We start from the raw sequence: 13932 nt of genomic DNA, 5'->3' as shown, positions 1-13932 counted from the left end.
TTCGAATGCCTTATTCGTCGGCGCGCTCGCGGGCATGCATCGCCTCGCCGATCGCATAGAAATGGCCGCCCGCCACATGGTGGATGCTGCGCCATTCCGGCCCCGCGCTGTCGAACTGCCAGTGCCCGTCGCGGAACACCCGGTCGTCGGCCCAGGCGGCGACCACCTCGCCGATGAAGAGGTCATAGGTTTGCTGGTTATGCGGCTCGGGCACCAATGCGCATTCGAGCCAGGCGGAGCAGCCATCCACGAAAGGCAGCGTGCCGCCGGACAGGCGCAGCAACCCGATCCCGGCCTGCTGCAATTTGTCCGGATGATGCGCCAGGCTGCGCTTGCCGACTTCGTTCGTCAGATTCAGCAGCGCCGCGGTCGGCACCTGCACCACGAAGCGCCCGCTCGCTTCGACCAGCTCGCGCGTCCTGGTTGCCTTATCCAGCACCACCGTCAGTTTCGGCGGCGCGAAATCGAGTGCGCAGGCCCAGGCCGCGGCCATGACGTTGTCGACGCCGTCGAAGTGGCTCGATACCAGCACGGTCGGGCCGTGATTGAGCAAGCGGTAGGCTTTGTCGAGCGGAACGGGGCGGATATGGTCGGTCATCGGTTCTCCATCGGCGTGCTGGGCCGGCACAAAAAGGCTTGCTGCGCGAACAGCGCTTCGATCCACTGCGCGAACACACGCAGGCGGGGCGCGGCCAGGCGCCCTTTCGGATAGACCAGCGACACCGGCATCGGCACGCTCGGCCAGTCTGCCAGCACCTGCACCAGCGTGCCGCGCGCCAGGTGCTCGTCCACCATGTAGGTCGCGGCCTGGATCAGTCCCAGTCCCTGCAGGCCGCAGGACACATACGCGTCCGCGTCGTTGACGGCGATCGTGCCGGGCACGCGGCGGCGCTCGGCGCGACCGTCCACCATGAAGTCCCAGTCGAAGGGCCGGCCGCTGCGCCCGGAGAAATGGACGATGCCGAGGTGCCGGGAGAGATCGTCGATATGCTGCGGCGTGCCATGGCGGGCAAGGTAGCCGGGCGCTGCGCAGGTCACGAAGCGCATGCTGCCGATGGGCCGCGCGATCAGCGACGAATCCTCGAGCTCCCCTACCCGCAGCGCGCAATCGATGCCGTCGCGCGTCAGGTCGGCGAGCCGGTCGGAAAGGCCGACGACCAGTTCGACGCCGGGATGGCGCGCGTGGAAATCGGCGAGGCGCGGCACCACCACGCGCCGCCCGAGGGCACCGGGCAGCTCGATCCGCAAGCGCCCCTGCGTCGCATCGCCGCCGCCGCGAAACGGCCCCTCGGCCGCGTCGACCGCGGCCAGGATTTCCACGCAGCGCGCATAGAACTCGGCGCCGTCGCTGGTCAGCGAGATCGAACGGGTGGTGCGCTGCAGGAGCTGGGTTCCGAGATAGGCTTCGAGGTTCTGCATGGTCGCCGTCAACGAAGCGCGCTGCAGGCCGAGCGTCTCGGCGGCGCGCGTGAAACTGTCTGCCTCGACGATCCGGACAAAGATCTGCATGGCCTTGAACCGATCCATGACGCCTCCGATTGTTCACAAAATCTGAATTGTATAGCAAGCGGAAACGTATTTATCTTTACAATCGGCGGCCGGAGAATAGCGCGATACCCAACAAGGAGCCGCCATGCACCCCACTTCCGCACCTGACATTTCCCCCGGCATGACCCGGCTGCTTGCCGTCGCCGCCGGCCTGATCGTCGCCAACCTGTACTACGCGCAAACGCTGGTCGGCCCGATTAGCCAGGCCACGGGCCTGTCGCCGGACGCCGCCGGCCTGATCGTCACCCTGACCCAGGTCGGCTATGCGCTCGGCTTGCTCTTCATCGTGCCGCTCGGCGATCTGTTGGAAAACCGCAAGCTCGTCGTCGGCCTGCTGCTGGCCACCAGCGCCCTACTCGGCGCGGCGGCGTTCAGCGGCAGCGCATGGCTGTTCCTGGCAGCCTCGCTGGGCATCGGTCTGGGATCGGTAGCCGCCCAGGTGCTGGTGCCTTTCGCGGCCCATCTGTCGGCCGAAGCGACGCGCGGCCAGACCGTTGGCAAGGTGGTAAGCGGCCTGCTGCTGGGGATCATGCTGGCGCGTCCGGCCGCCAGCCTCGTGGCGGATCACCTGGGCTGGCATGCCGTCTATGGCGGCGCCGCGCTGGCCGTCGCCGCGCTGGCCGTGCTGCTGCGCGCCCGCCTGCCGCAGCGTCGTCCAGGCACGTCCCTGCCTTATCCGCGCCTGATCGGCTCGATGTGGACGCTGCTGGCGACGACGCCCGTGCTGCGCCGCCGCGCCGCCTATCACGCCGGCATGTTCGCCGCCTTCAGCCTGTTCTGGACGGTGACGCCGCTCGTGCTGGCCGGCCCCGCCTTCGGCCTGTCGCAGACCGGGATCGCGGTCTTCGCCCTGGTCGGCATCAGCGGCGCGGTCGCCTCGCCGATCGCCGGGCGCCTCGCCGACCGCGGCCATACGCTCTACGCCACAGCCGCGGCACTGCTGCTGGGCGTGGGCGGCTTCGCCCTGCCGCTGTTCGCACCGGATGCGCGCACGATCGCGCTCGGCCTCCTGGCGCTCGCCTCGATCGTTCTCGACATGGGCGTGGCCGCCAACCTGGTGCTGGGCCAGCGTGCCATCTTCGCGCTCGGCGCCGAAGTGCGCAGCCGGCTGAACGGCATCTTTTTCGCTCTGTTCTTCACCGGCGGCGCGGTCGGGTCGGCGCTCGGCGCCTGGATGTTCGCGCGCCACGGCTGGGATGCAGCGCTGCTCACGGGCATGGCATTCCCGGCCGCCGCGCTGGCCTGGTGGACGGGCGAATGGATGGGGCAACGCCTCACGCGAAGCGCGCAAGCTCCTCTTCGCTGAAACCTGCGCGGCGGCGTGCCTCGAGATTGAACGGGCCCTTGAGAACCGGGGCCCGGTACTTCACCACCAGTTCGTCGTAGGTGGCGCGCAGCGGCAGGCCGCGGGCTTCGCACAGGAAGCCGTACCAGCGGTTGCCGATCTCGACGTGGCCGACCTCGTCGCGCAGGATGATGTCGAGGATGGCCGCGGCGGCCAGGTCGCCGGCCTGGGCGATCTTCGCGCGCAGCGGCGGGATCGCATCCAGCCCGCGCGCTTCCAGCGTGCGCGGCACCAACGCCATGCGCGCCAGCACGTCGCCTTTCGTACTCTCGACCATCTCCCACAAGCTGTCGTGGGCGGTGAAGTCGCCGTAGGCGTGGCCCAGCGTCGCCAGATGATCGGCCAGCAGCGTGAAGTGATAGGCCTCTTCCCGCGACACCTGCAGCCAGTCGGTGTAGTAGGCGTCGGGCATGCCGGGAAAACGCCAGAGCGCATCCAGGGCCAGGTTGACGGCGTTGAATTCGATGTGGGCCAGGGCGTGCACCAGCATGGCACGGCCTTCGACGGTGGCCATCGAGCGGCGCCCGACCAGGCGCGGCGGGACGAGTTGCGGGCGCACCGGACGGCCGGGGATACCGCCCGTATCGCGCAGCACCGCGGCACTGTCGAGCGCCAGTGCGCCGGCCGCGAAGGCCTGGGCCAGCGCGGCCACGCCTGCGGCTTTCGTGTACGGGTCGGTCTCCAGCAGGCAGGCAAGCGCCCCGGCCCGCAATTCGAGCGCGTCAAGCATGGTCAGTCTCGAGCAGATAAAAGCGGCAGTGTAGCAAATGCGGCGTATGCCCTAGGGGGGACGGGTTCCCCGTCCCGCGTCCAGCTTGAGCGGCATGGGGTAAGCTTGCCAAACCGCCCTCCGCCCCCAACTGCACAGCATGAACGACCGCGCGCCCTTCGACCTCCACCACGACTTCCACCCCGCCGTGGCGGGCTGGTTCGCCGCCAGCTTCCCCTCCGCGACCGAGGCACAGCTGCGCGCCTGGCCGCTGATCCAGGCCGGCCGCCCGACCCTGGTGGCCGCGCCGACCGGCTCGGGCAAGACCCTGACCGCCTTCCTCGCGGCGATCGACGAGCTGGTGCGCGAGAGCGCCGACGGCCCGCTGCCGGATGCGACCCAGGTGCTGTACGTGTCGCCACTGAAGGCGCTGTCGAACGACATCCGCGTCAACCTGCAAGGCCCTTTGGCCGGCATCGGCCGCCAGTTGGATGCCATGGGCCTGCCGCCGCACGGCATCCGCACGGCCGTGCGCACCGGCGACACCACCACCGCCGAGCGCGTGGCGATGCGGAAGCGCGCGCCGCACATCCTGGTCTCCACGCCGGAGTCGCTGTATGTGCTGCTCGGTTCGAAAAGCGGTCGCGCCATGCTCTCCACCGTGCGCACGGTGATTGTCGACGAGATCCACGCCGTCGCCGGCAGCAAGCGCGGCAGCCACCTGGCGCTCAGCCTGGAGCGCCTCGACGCCCTGTGCGGGCGGCGCACGGTGCGGGTCGGCCTATCGGCGACCCAGCGGCCGCTGTCGCTGGTGGCGGATTTCCTGGTCGGGCGCGCCGGCAAGAAAGGCAAGGATGCGTGCGCCGTGGTCGACGTCGGCCACGTGCGCGCGCGCGACCTTGGCCTGGAGCTGCCGCCGGTGCCGCTCGAAGCGGTGCTGCCGAACGAAGTCTGGGAGCGCGTCTACGACCGCATGATGGAGCTGGTCGTCCTGCACCGCACGACGCTGATCTTCGTGAACACGCGCCGCATGGCCGAGCGCGTGGCGCGCCACCTGGGGGATCGGCTCGGCAGCGAACACGTGGCCGCGCACCACGGCAGCTTGGCCAAGGAATTCCGGCTCGAGGCCGAACAACGGCTGAAACGGGGCGATCTGCGCGTGCTGGTGGCCACCGCCTCGCTGGAGCTGGGCATCGACATCGGCGACGTCGACCTGGTCTGCCAGGTCGGCTCGCCGCGCAATATCGCGGCGTTTTTACAGCGGGTCGGGCGCTCGGGCCACCAGGTCGGCGGTACGCCCAAGGGCCGGCTGTTCCCGACCTCGCGCGACGACCTGGTCGAATGCACCGCCCTGCTCGACTGCGTGCGGCGCGGCGAACTCGACCTGCTGCGCATTCCGCGCGCACCGCTCGACGTGCTGGCCCAGCAGATCGTGGCCGAGGTGGCGAGCCAGGAATGGAGCGAGGACGCGCTGTTCGAGCTGGTGCGCGGCGCCGCGCCCTATGCGGAACTGGACCGGCGCAGCTACGACGCCCTGCTGCGCATGCTGGCCGAAGGCTACGCCACCCGCAACGGCGTGCGCGGCGCCTACCTGCACCGCGACGCCGCCACCCGCTCGCTGCGCGGCCGGCGCGGCGGCCAGCTGGCGGCCGTCACCTCGGGCGGCACGATTCCGGAAAACGCGGACTACACGGTGCTGCTCGAACCGGCGGGCCATTCGATCGGCACCGTCAACGAGGACTTCGCGGTCGAGAGCCTGGCGGGCGACGTCTTCCAGCTCGGGAACGCCTCCTACCGCATCATACAGGTCGAGAGCGGGAAGGTGCGCGTCGAGGATGCCGGCGGCGCGGTACCGAACATCCCCTTCTGGCATGGCGAAGCGCCCGGCCGCAGCGACGAACTGTCGATGGGCGTGGCCCGCCTGCGCGCCGAGATCGAAGCCCAGCTGGCGAGAAGCAGCGGCGAAGCAGCCCTCGACCTGGCCGTCGACTGGCTGCTGGAACACCTCGGTCTGAACGAAGACGCGGCGCGCCAGATCGTCGACTATCTCGCCCGTTCGCGTGCGGCCCTGGGCGCCCTGCCGACCCACGACACGCTGGTGATGGAGCGCTTCTTCGACGAATCCGGCGGCATGCAGCTGGTGCTGCACAGTCCCTTCGGCAGCCGCATCAACCGCGCCTGGGGCCTGGCGCTGAGGAAGCGCTTCTGCCGCAGCTTCAATTTCGAGCTGCAGGCCGCCGCCACCGAGGATGCGATCATCCTCTCGCTCTCGACCAGCCACAGCTTCCCGCTGGAAGAGGTCTGGCGCTATCTGAAAGCGGCCACCGCCGAGCCGATCCTGGTGCAGGCCTTGCTGGATGCACCGCTGTTCAACGTGCGCTGGCGCTGGAACGCGACCACGGCGCTGGCCCTGCCGCGCTTTGCCGGCGGCAGAAAAGTCGCGCCCCAGCTCCAGCGCATGAAGAGCGACGATTTGTTGGCCTCGATCTTCCCCGACGGCGCGGCCTGCCTGGAAAACATCGCCGGCGACCGCGAGCTGCCCGACCATCCGCTCGTTGCGCAGACCCTGGACGACTGCCTGCACGAGGCCATGGACAGCGAGGGCTGGCTGGCGCTGCTGCGCCGGATCGAGTCTGGCGCGGTCCGCTTGCTGGCGCGCGACCTGCCGGCGCCCTCGCCGCTCGCGGCCGAGATCCTCAACGCCCGTCCCTACGCCTTCCTCGACGACGCGCCGCTGGAAGAGCGGCGCACGCAAGCCGTGATCAACCGGCGCTGGAGCGACCCGGCCAGCACCGACGACATGGGCGCGCTCGACCTCGACGCCATCGCGGGCGTGGCCGAGGAAGCCTGGCCCGCGGCGAGGAATGCCGACGAAGTGCAGGAAGCGCTGGTCGCGCTGGCCCTGGTCACGCAGGAGGAGGCGCGCGCACGCGAGGGCTGGCCGCAATGGCTGGAGGAGCTGGCCGAGGCCGGGCGCGCCACACGCGTGCGCAGCGAGGGCTTGCAGGCATGGGCCGCGCTGGAACGGCTCGACGGCGTGCTGGCCGCCTACCCGGACGCCGAGACCTCGCCGGTGCTGACCATCCCCGACAGCCACCGCGGCAACGACGGCGCCCCCTGGACGCGCGACGACGCCCTACTCGAACTGGTGCGTGCGCGCCTGTCCGGCTTCGGGCCGCAGACCCTGGTCGCCATCGCGGCGCCGCTGGCCCTGGCGCAGAGCACCGCGGCGATTGCGCTGGGCGCGCTCGAGTCGCAGGGCTATGTGCTGCGCGGGCGCTTCACGCCGGGCGCCGAGGAAGAAGAATGGTGCGAACGCCACCTGCTGGCCCGCATCCACCGCTACACGATCCGCCGCCTGCGCCGCGAGATCGAGCCGGTCGAACTGCGCGACTTCATGCGCTTCCTGTTCGACTGGCAGCACCTGACCGAGGACACGCAATGGCAGGGCCAGGACACCCTGCCCCTGCTCCTGAACCTGCTGGAGGGCTACGAAGCCGCCGCCGGCGCCTGGGAAGCGGACGTGCTGGGCCTGCGCCTGCGCGACTACTCGATGCTCTGGCTCGACGATCTCTGCCGCGCCGGCAAGATCGTCTGGACGCGCATCGACGCGCCGCGCACGGCCGCCGGCGGCCCGGTGCGCGGCACGCCCATCGTGCTGCTGCCGCGGCGTCACTCGGCGCTCTGGCACGCGCTGCCGCAACCTTCCGGGCCGCCGGACACTTCTCCCCGTGCGGCCAAGGTATTGGAGTCCCTACGCCGCGACGGCGCCATGTTCTTCGACGAGCTGCAGTTCGATACACGCATGATGCCGGTCGAGCTGGAGGCGGCGCTGGGCGAACTGGTGGCCACCGGCATGGTGAACGCCGACAGCTTCGCCGGCCTGCGCGCCATGTTGCTGCCGGCCGCCAAGCGCGCCAGCAACGACCGCAAGAAGCGCCGCGGCGCCGGCCCGACCATGGAGGAAGCCGGCCGCTGGGCGCTGGTGCGGCGCGCCGCGCCCGACGAGACAGGCACGCCGCCGCGCCGGCGCAAGCTCGACCCGGAGACGCTCGACTATGTCGCCATGACGCTCCTGCGCCGCTACGGCGTCATGTTCTGGCGCCTGCTGGAACGCGAGGCGGCCTGGATGCCGTCCTGGCGCGAGCTGCTGCCGGTCTATCACCGGCTGGAGGCGCGCGGCGAGATCCGTGGCGGGCGTTTTGTGGCCGGCTTCTCGGGCGAGCAGTTCGCGCTGCCGGACGCGGTGCCGCTGCTGCGCGAGGTGCGCCGCCGTCCGCTCGACGGTTCGCTGGTCGTGATCTCCGGCGTCGATCCGCTCAACCTGTGCGGCATCTTGCTGCCCGGCGACAAGGTGCCGGCTCTGGGCGCGAACCGCATCCTGTTTCGCGACGGGGTGCCGGTGGCGACGGTCGTCGCCGGCAAGATCCACTACCTCGTCGATCCGGGCAAGGAACGCGAGCTGCTGCATGCGCGGCTGGTGTGGCGTCACTATTGAAAGAGTGTCATCTGTCGTCGGTCAAGGCGGCGCGGGAACCAAAACCGGCTCGGCAGCGTCGAACCTGGACGTCAAGTATTTCCAGGTCGGCGCAAGCGAGCAAGCCGGCGCCGATGTGATCAAGCCGCAGTCGAACCAGGGTCTCACGCCATGGACCGGAACGCCTCAGAGGGTATTGCCGCAGCAAACACGGCCGCCGGTCCGCGGCCCGTGCTCGGCCTGCGCGAGGCGGTTGCCCTGATCGTCGGCGTGGTCATCGGGGCCGGCATCTTCAAGGCGCCGGCGATCGTCGCCGGCCTGTCGGGCAGCGCCGAGGGCATGTTCGGCATGTGGCTGCTGGGCGGCCTGGTGTCGCTGGCCGGCGCCCTGTGCTACGCCGAGCTCGCCACCTCCTGCGCCCACCCGGGCGGCGACTACCACTTCCTGCGCCGCGCCTACGGCCGCACGGTCGCCTTCCTCTTCGGCTGGGCGCGCTTTTCCGTCATCACCACCGGCTCCATCGCCCTGCTCGCCTTCGTCTTCGGCGACTACATGCAGCAGGCCTGGCCCCTGCCCGGCCTGCCCGCCGGCTGGGGCCCGGCCGCGTATGCCGCCGCCATCATCGCCCTGCTCTCCCTGGTCAACCTGTGCGGCCTGCGCAGCGGGGCGGCCGCGCAGAGCTGGCTGACCCTGGCCGAGATCGCCGGACTGCTGCTCATCGCGGGCGCCGCCCTGCTCTTCACCGGCCCCGGCCCGGCGCAAGCCGCCCCGGCGATCGACAGCTCGGTCTCCTTCGGCATGGCCATGGTCTTCGTGCTGCTCACCTACGGCGGCTGGAACGAGGCGGCCTATATCAGCGCCGAGGTACGCGACGGCCCGCGCAACATGGTGCGCGCCCTCACCCTCTCGATCCTGATCATCACCACGCTCTACCTGCTCGTCACCTGGGCCTGCTGGAAGACCCTGGGCATGAGCGGCATGGCCGCCTCCGAAACCCTGGCCGCCGACGTCATGCGCAAAACGCTCGGCAGCGGCGGCGAAAAGGCGATGTCGCTGCTGGTGGCGATCTCCGCGCTCACCTCAATCAACGCGACCATGATCGTCGGCGCGCGCTCGGGCTATGCCATGGGCTGCGACTGGCAGCGCCTGCGCCGGCTCGGCCACTGGAACTTCGAGCGCGGCACCCCGGCCGCCGCCATGCTGGTGCAGGGCGTGGCGGCCCTGCTTCTGGTCGCCCTCGGCACCGCCTTCGGCAGCGGCTTCAAGGCCATGGTCGAATTCACCGCGCCCGTGTTCTGGCTGTTCTTCCTGCTTGCCGGCCTGTCCCTGTTCGTGCTGCGCCGGCGCGAGCCCGGCCTGGCGCGGCCCTACAAGGTGCCCCTGTTCCCGCTGCTGCCGCTGCTGTTCTGCGCCACCTGCGCCTGGATGCTGTATTCGAGCCTGTCCTATGTCACCAGCCAGACGCTCGGCGGGCTGAACGCCGCCTGGATCGGGGTTGCCGTGCTTGCGGTCGGCTTGCTGCTCCTGCCCTGGATGCGCGCGCGGCCCGACCCCGACACCTGATGCGTCCCATCACCTCAACAAGGAGATCGTCGATGACTTCGCTACCACGCCGCCAGACCCTGACCCGCCTCGGCGCCGGCGCCGCCGGCCTGCTGCTGCCCGCGGCGCCCCTGCTGGCCCAGACCACCGTCACCACGCCCTCGCTGGACGTGCCCTACGTGCCCACGCCCCAGGAAGTGGTCGAGCGCATGCTGCAGATGGCGAAGGTGGGCAAGAACGACGTGCTGTTCGATCTGGGCTGCGGCGACGGCCGCATCGTGGTGACGGCAGCGAAATCCCATGGCGCCCGCGGCACCGGCATCGACCTCGATTCCGAACGCATCGGGGAGGCGCGCAAGAACGCGCAGCAGGCGGGCGTGGCCGACAAGGTCAGCTTCAAGGTGGCCGATCTGTTCGAGACCGACGTCTCGGCCGCCTCGGTCGTCACCCTCTACCTGTTGCCGAACGTGAACACCCGGCTGCGACCGCAGCTCTGGAAGCAGCTGAAGGTCGGCTCGCGCGTCGTGTCGCACGCCTTCGACATGGGCCCGGAATGGCCGCCGGAGAAAACCGAGAGCGTCGAAGGCCGCACGATTTATTACTGGACGATCAAGCAGGCGCACAAGAAGGCGGCCAAGGCCTGAGCGGCGGCCAGGCCGGCCGGGATTGTCCGGTAATACCTGGCGCGCGCCGTCGGCGGCTGGCTCACCTGCTGACTCAGTTGCTGACTCAGTTGCTGACTCAGTTGCTGAGCCTACCGCTGCGTCACCGGATCGTCCTTCGTGGTATCGTTTTCCGGACTGGCCGGTGTGCCGGCCGGGCCTGGATCGGCGCGGCTGCCAGGCCGGCCCTCCGGGAGACGCCATGTCCAGGACGCTTGTCCGCTCGCTGCCGATCGCCTCGCTGTCGATCGTTTGTCTCGCGCTGCCCGCGTACGTCGCGCCGGCGGTGCCGCTGCGCGTGGTCATGGATCGCAACTACCCGCCCTATTCCTTCCTCGATGCCTAGGGCAAGCTCGACGGCTATACGGTCGACCTCTGGCGCCTGTGGCAGCAAAAGACCGGTTTGCCGGTACAACTGATTCCCGCCAACTGGGCGCAGGTGCTGCCGATGCTGGATGCGGGCCAGGCTGACGTCATCGATCCCATCTTCCAGACGCCGGCGCGCGCCGCACGCTTCGATTTTTCGCCCTCGTACGCGACCGTCTCCACCGGCGTATATGCGAACGCCTCGATCGGCGGCATCCACGACCTGCGCAGCCTGCAGGGCTTCGAGGTCGGCGTGCAGGAAGGCGACGCCTGCGCCGAGCAGCTCGCGCGCGCCGGCATCCGCACCATGCGCGTGTTCCCCACCTACGAGGCGCTCATCGCCGCGGCCACGCGTCAGGAACTCAAGCTGCTGTGCCTGGACGAGTACTCGGCCGACTACCGCCTCTACCGCGAAGGCATGCACCGCACCTATGTCAGGGCGTTCGAGGTCACGCGCGACCGGTTGCGGCGCGCCGTGCGCAAGGGCGATACGGCCACTCTGGCGCAGGTCGAACGGGGCATGGCCGCCATCGGCGCGGGCGAACTCGAGGCGCTGCGCGACGAGTGGATGGGGCGCCCGCTGGTCTCCACCCGCTATGCCGAACGACTGGTGCAGGTGCTGGTGGCCCTGTTCGCCATGTTGTTGCTGCTGGCGGCCTGGCTGGCGTCGGTGCGGCGCGCGGTACGCGGACGCACTGCGCAGCTCGAGCGCGAGCAGGCCCAGTTGCGCACCCTGCTGGAAAACAGTCCCGACCTGATCTGGCTGAAAGACCGCCGGGGCGTCTATCAGGCTTGCAACGCCCAGACCGCGGAGGTGTTCGGGACGGCGCGCGAGAACATCCTCGGCAAGCGCGACACCGAATTGTTCGACGCGCGGACGGCGGGCAAGTTCGCGCACGACGACGCGGCCGCGGTCGCCAGGGGCGGCCCCGTGACGGTCGAGGAAACCGCGCCAACGGGCCACTTCGCGGGACATGTCTTCGAAACCATCAAGACCCCGGTCACCCGGCCGGACGGCACCGTGATCGGCGTGCTCGGCGTGGCGCGCGACATCACCGAGCGGCGCCAACAGGAGCGCACGATCCGCGAGCAGGATCAGCTGCTCAAGGAAATGAGCACCCTGGCCCAAATCGGCGCCTGGGAAATCGACCTGGCCACCGACGCCTTCCACTGGACGGACGAGCTGATGCGGATCTACGAGATCCCGCCCGGCCTGCCGGTCACGCCGGCCACCTGCACCGCCTGCTACAACGAGGAAAACCGCGCCCTGATCGGCAAAACGCTCGACGCGGCGGCCCGGGAGGGCCGCCCGTTCACGATCGAGCTCGAGATGGTCAGCGGCGCGGGCAAGCGCAAGTGGGTGCGTTCGGTCTGCGGCGCCGTGATGGAGGACGGCCGCCCGGTCAAGCTGCGCGGCACCGTCCAGGACGTGACCCAGCGGCGCGACCTCGAGGAGTCGATGCGCATGGCGAACCTGATCTACCAGACCAGCCTGGAAGCCATCGTCGTCACCGACGAGGCCAACCTGATCGTCGACGCCAATCCGGCCTTTAGCCGCCAGACCGGCCGCAGCCTGCGCGAGGTGTCGGGCACCCGGCCGGCGCTGTTCGAATCGAACATGCACGACAGCTGCTTCTACGAGCGCCTCTGGCAGACCCTGCTGGCGGAAGACCACTGGGAAGGCGAGATCCTGGAGCGCGCGGAGAACGGAGCGATCAATGCCAAGTACGTCGACATCCGCGTGATCCGCCATCCGGACGGGCGCATCCACCGCCACGTACTGCAGTTCCACGACATCAGCGAGCAGAAGGAGAAGGACGAGCTGATCTGGCGCCAGACCAATTTCGACGCCCTCACCGGCCTGCCCAACCGCCGCCTCTTCCTCGACCGCCTGACCCAGGATCTGAAGAAGGCACAAGGGGCAGGCCAGGGCTTGGGCGTGCTGCTGCTCGACCTCGACCGCTTCAAGGACATCAACGACAGCTATGGGCACGCCAGGGGCGATGCCGCGCTGGTGGAGCTGACCCGGCGCCTGGCGCGCTGCGTCTCGCCCGAGGCCACCATCGCCCGCCTCGGCGGGAACATGTTCGCCCTCGTGGTCGACGAGTTCGAGGGCCGGCGCCACCTCGAGACGACCGCCGACGCCGTCATCGGCGCCATGGCTGCGCCGCTCGATCTCGGCGGCGAGGCCGTTGCGTATGTCTCTGCCAGCGTCGGCATCAGCGTCTTCCCCGACGACGGCATGGATGCGGCCGAGCTGGTGCGCAATGCCGAACACGCCGTCTACCTGGCCAAGAGCGCGGGACGCGGCCGCTTCCAGTACTTCACGCCCGCGCTCCAGCAGCATGCGCGCGAGCGCCTGAGCCTGACCAACGAGCTGCGCGCGGCGCTGGCGCGCAAGCAGTTGCAGGTGCATTACCAGCCCATCGTCGAGACGGCCACGGGCCGTATCCGCAAGGCCGAGACCCTGCTGCGCTGGCAGCACCCGGAACTAGGCATGATCAGCCCGGCGCGCTTCATCCCGCTGGCCGAGGAAACGGGCCTGATCCACGAGATCGGCGAATGGGTGCTGGTCGAGGCGATCGCCAGCATCGAGCGCTGGCGGCGCGTGTACGGTGTGGATGTCGAGCTGTCGGTGAACGTCTCGCCGGTGCAGTTCGAGCAGCACGCCAAGCTGCCCTGGCTGACGCGGGTGGTGAACGCCGGCCTGCCACCCAACAGCCTCACCATCGAACTGACCGAGGGCGTACTGGTGAGCGACGCCGCCCAGGTCACGCGCTGTCTCGACGCCCTGCACGCGGCCGGTGCGCGTGTCTCCATCGACGACTTCGGCACCGGTTTCTCCTCGCTCTCTTACCTGAAGCAGTTCGACGTCGACTACCTCAAGATCGACAAGTCCTTCATCGACCGCCTGACCGAGGACGGCAGCGACCGCGCCCTGACCGAGGCCATCGTCGACCTGGCGCACCGCCTCGGCATCGAGACGATCGCGGAGGGCGTCGAGACCGGCGCCCAGCGCGCCATCCTCGCCGCCCTCGGCTGCGACTACATCCAGGGCTACCATTTCTCGCCGGCCGTCCCGCGCGAGGCCTTCGAGCGCTTGCTCGAACGGGAGATGGTGCACTGAGCGCCGCGCCCCATTACTGTCTCCTCTGCCAGGCGCGGGATTTTTTCCGTTCACGTATGATGAGCGGACAACCCCAAGACCAGCGGGCCGCCCCATGCGCGGCGCATACGCGCACTGCATAAGCGCGCTGCATGAGCGCATTGGATGCGCTCCATC

9 protein-coding genes and 1 pseudogene are annotated in these 13932 nt (G+C 69.6%); 7 read left to right on the top strand and 3 right to left on the bottom strand.

Annotated features, from left to right (window positions below):
• Positions 1-10: 10 nt before the first annotated feature.
• On the bottom strand, positions 11-598 hold the full coding sequence (locus tag ASF77_RS04800; RefSeq protein WP_056335162.1) for a flavin reductase family protein: 588 nt from the start codon (positions 596-598) through the stop codon (positions 11-13).
• Positions 595-1527: a LysR family transcriptional regulator gene (locus tag ASF77_RS04795; protein ID WP_056335158.1), complete on the bottom strand. Its 933-nt coding sequence runs from the start codon at positions 1525-1527 to the stop codon at positions 595-597. The genes ASF77_RS04800 and ASF77_RS04795 overlap by 4 nt, the downstream gene beginning before the upstream one ends.
• A 106-nt stretch (positions 1528-1633) precedes the next feature.
• Between ASF77_RS04795 and ASF77_RS04790 the strand changes: the two genes are divergently transcribed.
• Positions 1634-2854: an MFS transporter gene (locus tag ASF77_RS04790; protein ID WP_056335155.1), complete on the top strand. Its 1221-nt coding sequence runs from the start codon at positions 1634-1636 to the stop codon at positions 2852-2854.
• Here ASF77_RS04790 and ASF77_RS04785 read toward each other — a convergent pair.
• Positions 2823-3623, bottom strand: coding sequence for a ferritin-like domain-containing protein (locus tag ASF77_RS04785; RefSeq protein ID WP_056335152.1), 801 nt, complete (start codon positions 3621-3623; stop codon positions 2823-2825). The two genes, ASF77_RS04790 and ASF77_RS04785, sit on opposite strands and share 32 nt — an antisense overlap.
• Before the next feature lie 139 nt (positions 3624-3762).
• On the opposite strand from ASF77_RS04785, the gene ASF77_RS04780 reads away from it, so the two are divergent.
• The 6 genes and pseudogenes from ASF77_RS04780 to ASF77_RS04765 all read left to right on the top strand — a co-directional run bounded on the left by ASF77_RS04780 (position 3763) and on the right by ASF77_RS04765 (position 13776).
• Positions 3763-8100, top strand: coding sequence for a DEAD/DEAH box helicase (locus ASF77_RS04780; protein ID WP_056335149.1), 4338 nt, complete (start codon positions 3763-3765; stop codon positions 8098-8100).
• A 150-nt stretch (positions 8101-8250) separates the two neighbouring features.
• Positions 8251-9642, top strand: coding sequence for an APC family permease (locus tag ASF77_RS04775; RefSeq protein WP_056335146.1), 1392 nt, complete (start codon positions 8251-8253; stop codon positions 9640-9642).
• Between the two features lie 32 nt (positions 9643-9674).
• On the top strand, positions 9675-10265 hold the full coding sequence (locus ASF77_RS04770; protein WP_056335144.1) for a cyclopropane-fatty-acyl-phospholipid synthase family protein: 591 nt from the start codon (positions 9675-9677) through the stop codon (positions 10263-10265).
• A 220-nt stretch (positions 10266-10485) separates the two neighbouring features.
• A complete protein-coding gene (locus tag ASF77_RS24030) occupies positions 10486-10629 on the top strand; it encodes a hypothetical protein (protein ID WP_156648726.1) in 144 nt (47 codons plus the stop codon).
• Between the two features lie 12 nt (positions 10630-10641).
• A pseudogene (locus ASF77_RS25100) lies at positions 10642-11211 on the top strand (transporter substrate-binding domain-containing protein); the annotation flags it as partial.
• 6 nt (positions 11212-11217) lie between these two features.
• A complete protein-coding gene (locus tag ASF77_RS04765) occupies positions 11218-13776 on the top strand; it encodes an EAL domain-containing protein (RefSeq protein WP_307180208.1) in 2559 nt (852 codons plus the stop codon).
• Positions 13777-13932 lie beyond the last annotated feature (156 nt).

The sequence above is a fragment of the Massilia sp. Leaf139 genome, assembly GCF_001424165.1.
In the GTDB taxonomy this organism is placed as follows: Bacteria; Pseudomonadota; Gammaproteobacteria; order Burkholderiales; family Burkholderiaceae_D; genus Telluria.
Note: the sequence above shows the minus strand (reverse complement) of the source record. Positions and strands in the feature narration are given on the sequence as shown.

Bases quoted from the DNA above. Each gene is read 5' to 3' on its own strand.
- ASF77_RS04800 (WP_056335162.1), bottom strand. From the start codon at position 598: ATGACCGACCATATCCGCCCCGTTCCGCTCGACAAAGCCTACCGCTTG.
- ASF77_RS04795 (WP_056335158.1), bottom strand. From the start codon at position 1,527: ATGGATCGGTTCAAGGCCATGCAGATCTTTGTCCGGATCGTCGAGGCA.
- ASF77_RS04790 (WP_056335155.1), top strand. From the start codon at position 1,634: ATGCACCCCACTTCCGCACCTGACATTTCCCCCGGCATGACCCGGCTG.
- ASF77_RS04785 (WP_056335152.1), bottom strand. From the start codon at position 3,623: ATGCTTGACGCGCTCGAATTGCGGGCCGGGGCGCTTGCCTGCCTGCTG.
- ASF77_RS04780 (WP_056335149.1), top strand. From the start codon at position 3,763: ATGAACGACCGCGCGCCCTTCGACCTCCACCACGACTTCCACCCCGCC.
- ASF77_RS04775 (WP_056335146.1), top strand. From the start codon at position 8,251: ATGGACCGGAACGCCTCAGAGGGTATTGCCGCAGCAAACACGGCCGCC.
- ASF77_RS04770 (WP_056335144.1), top strand. From the start codon at position 9,675: ATGACTTCGCTACCACGCCGCCAGACCCTGACCCGCCTCGGCGCCGGC.
- ASF77_RS24030 (WP_156648726.1), top strand. From the start codon at position 10,486: ATGTCCAGGACGCTTGTCCGCTCGCTGCCGATCGCCTCGCTGTCGATC.
- ASF77_RS04765 (WP_307180208.1), top strand. From the start codon at position 11,218: ATGGGGCGCCCGCTGGTCTCCACCCGCTATGCCGAACGACTGGTGCAG.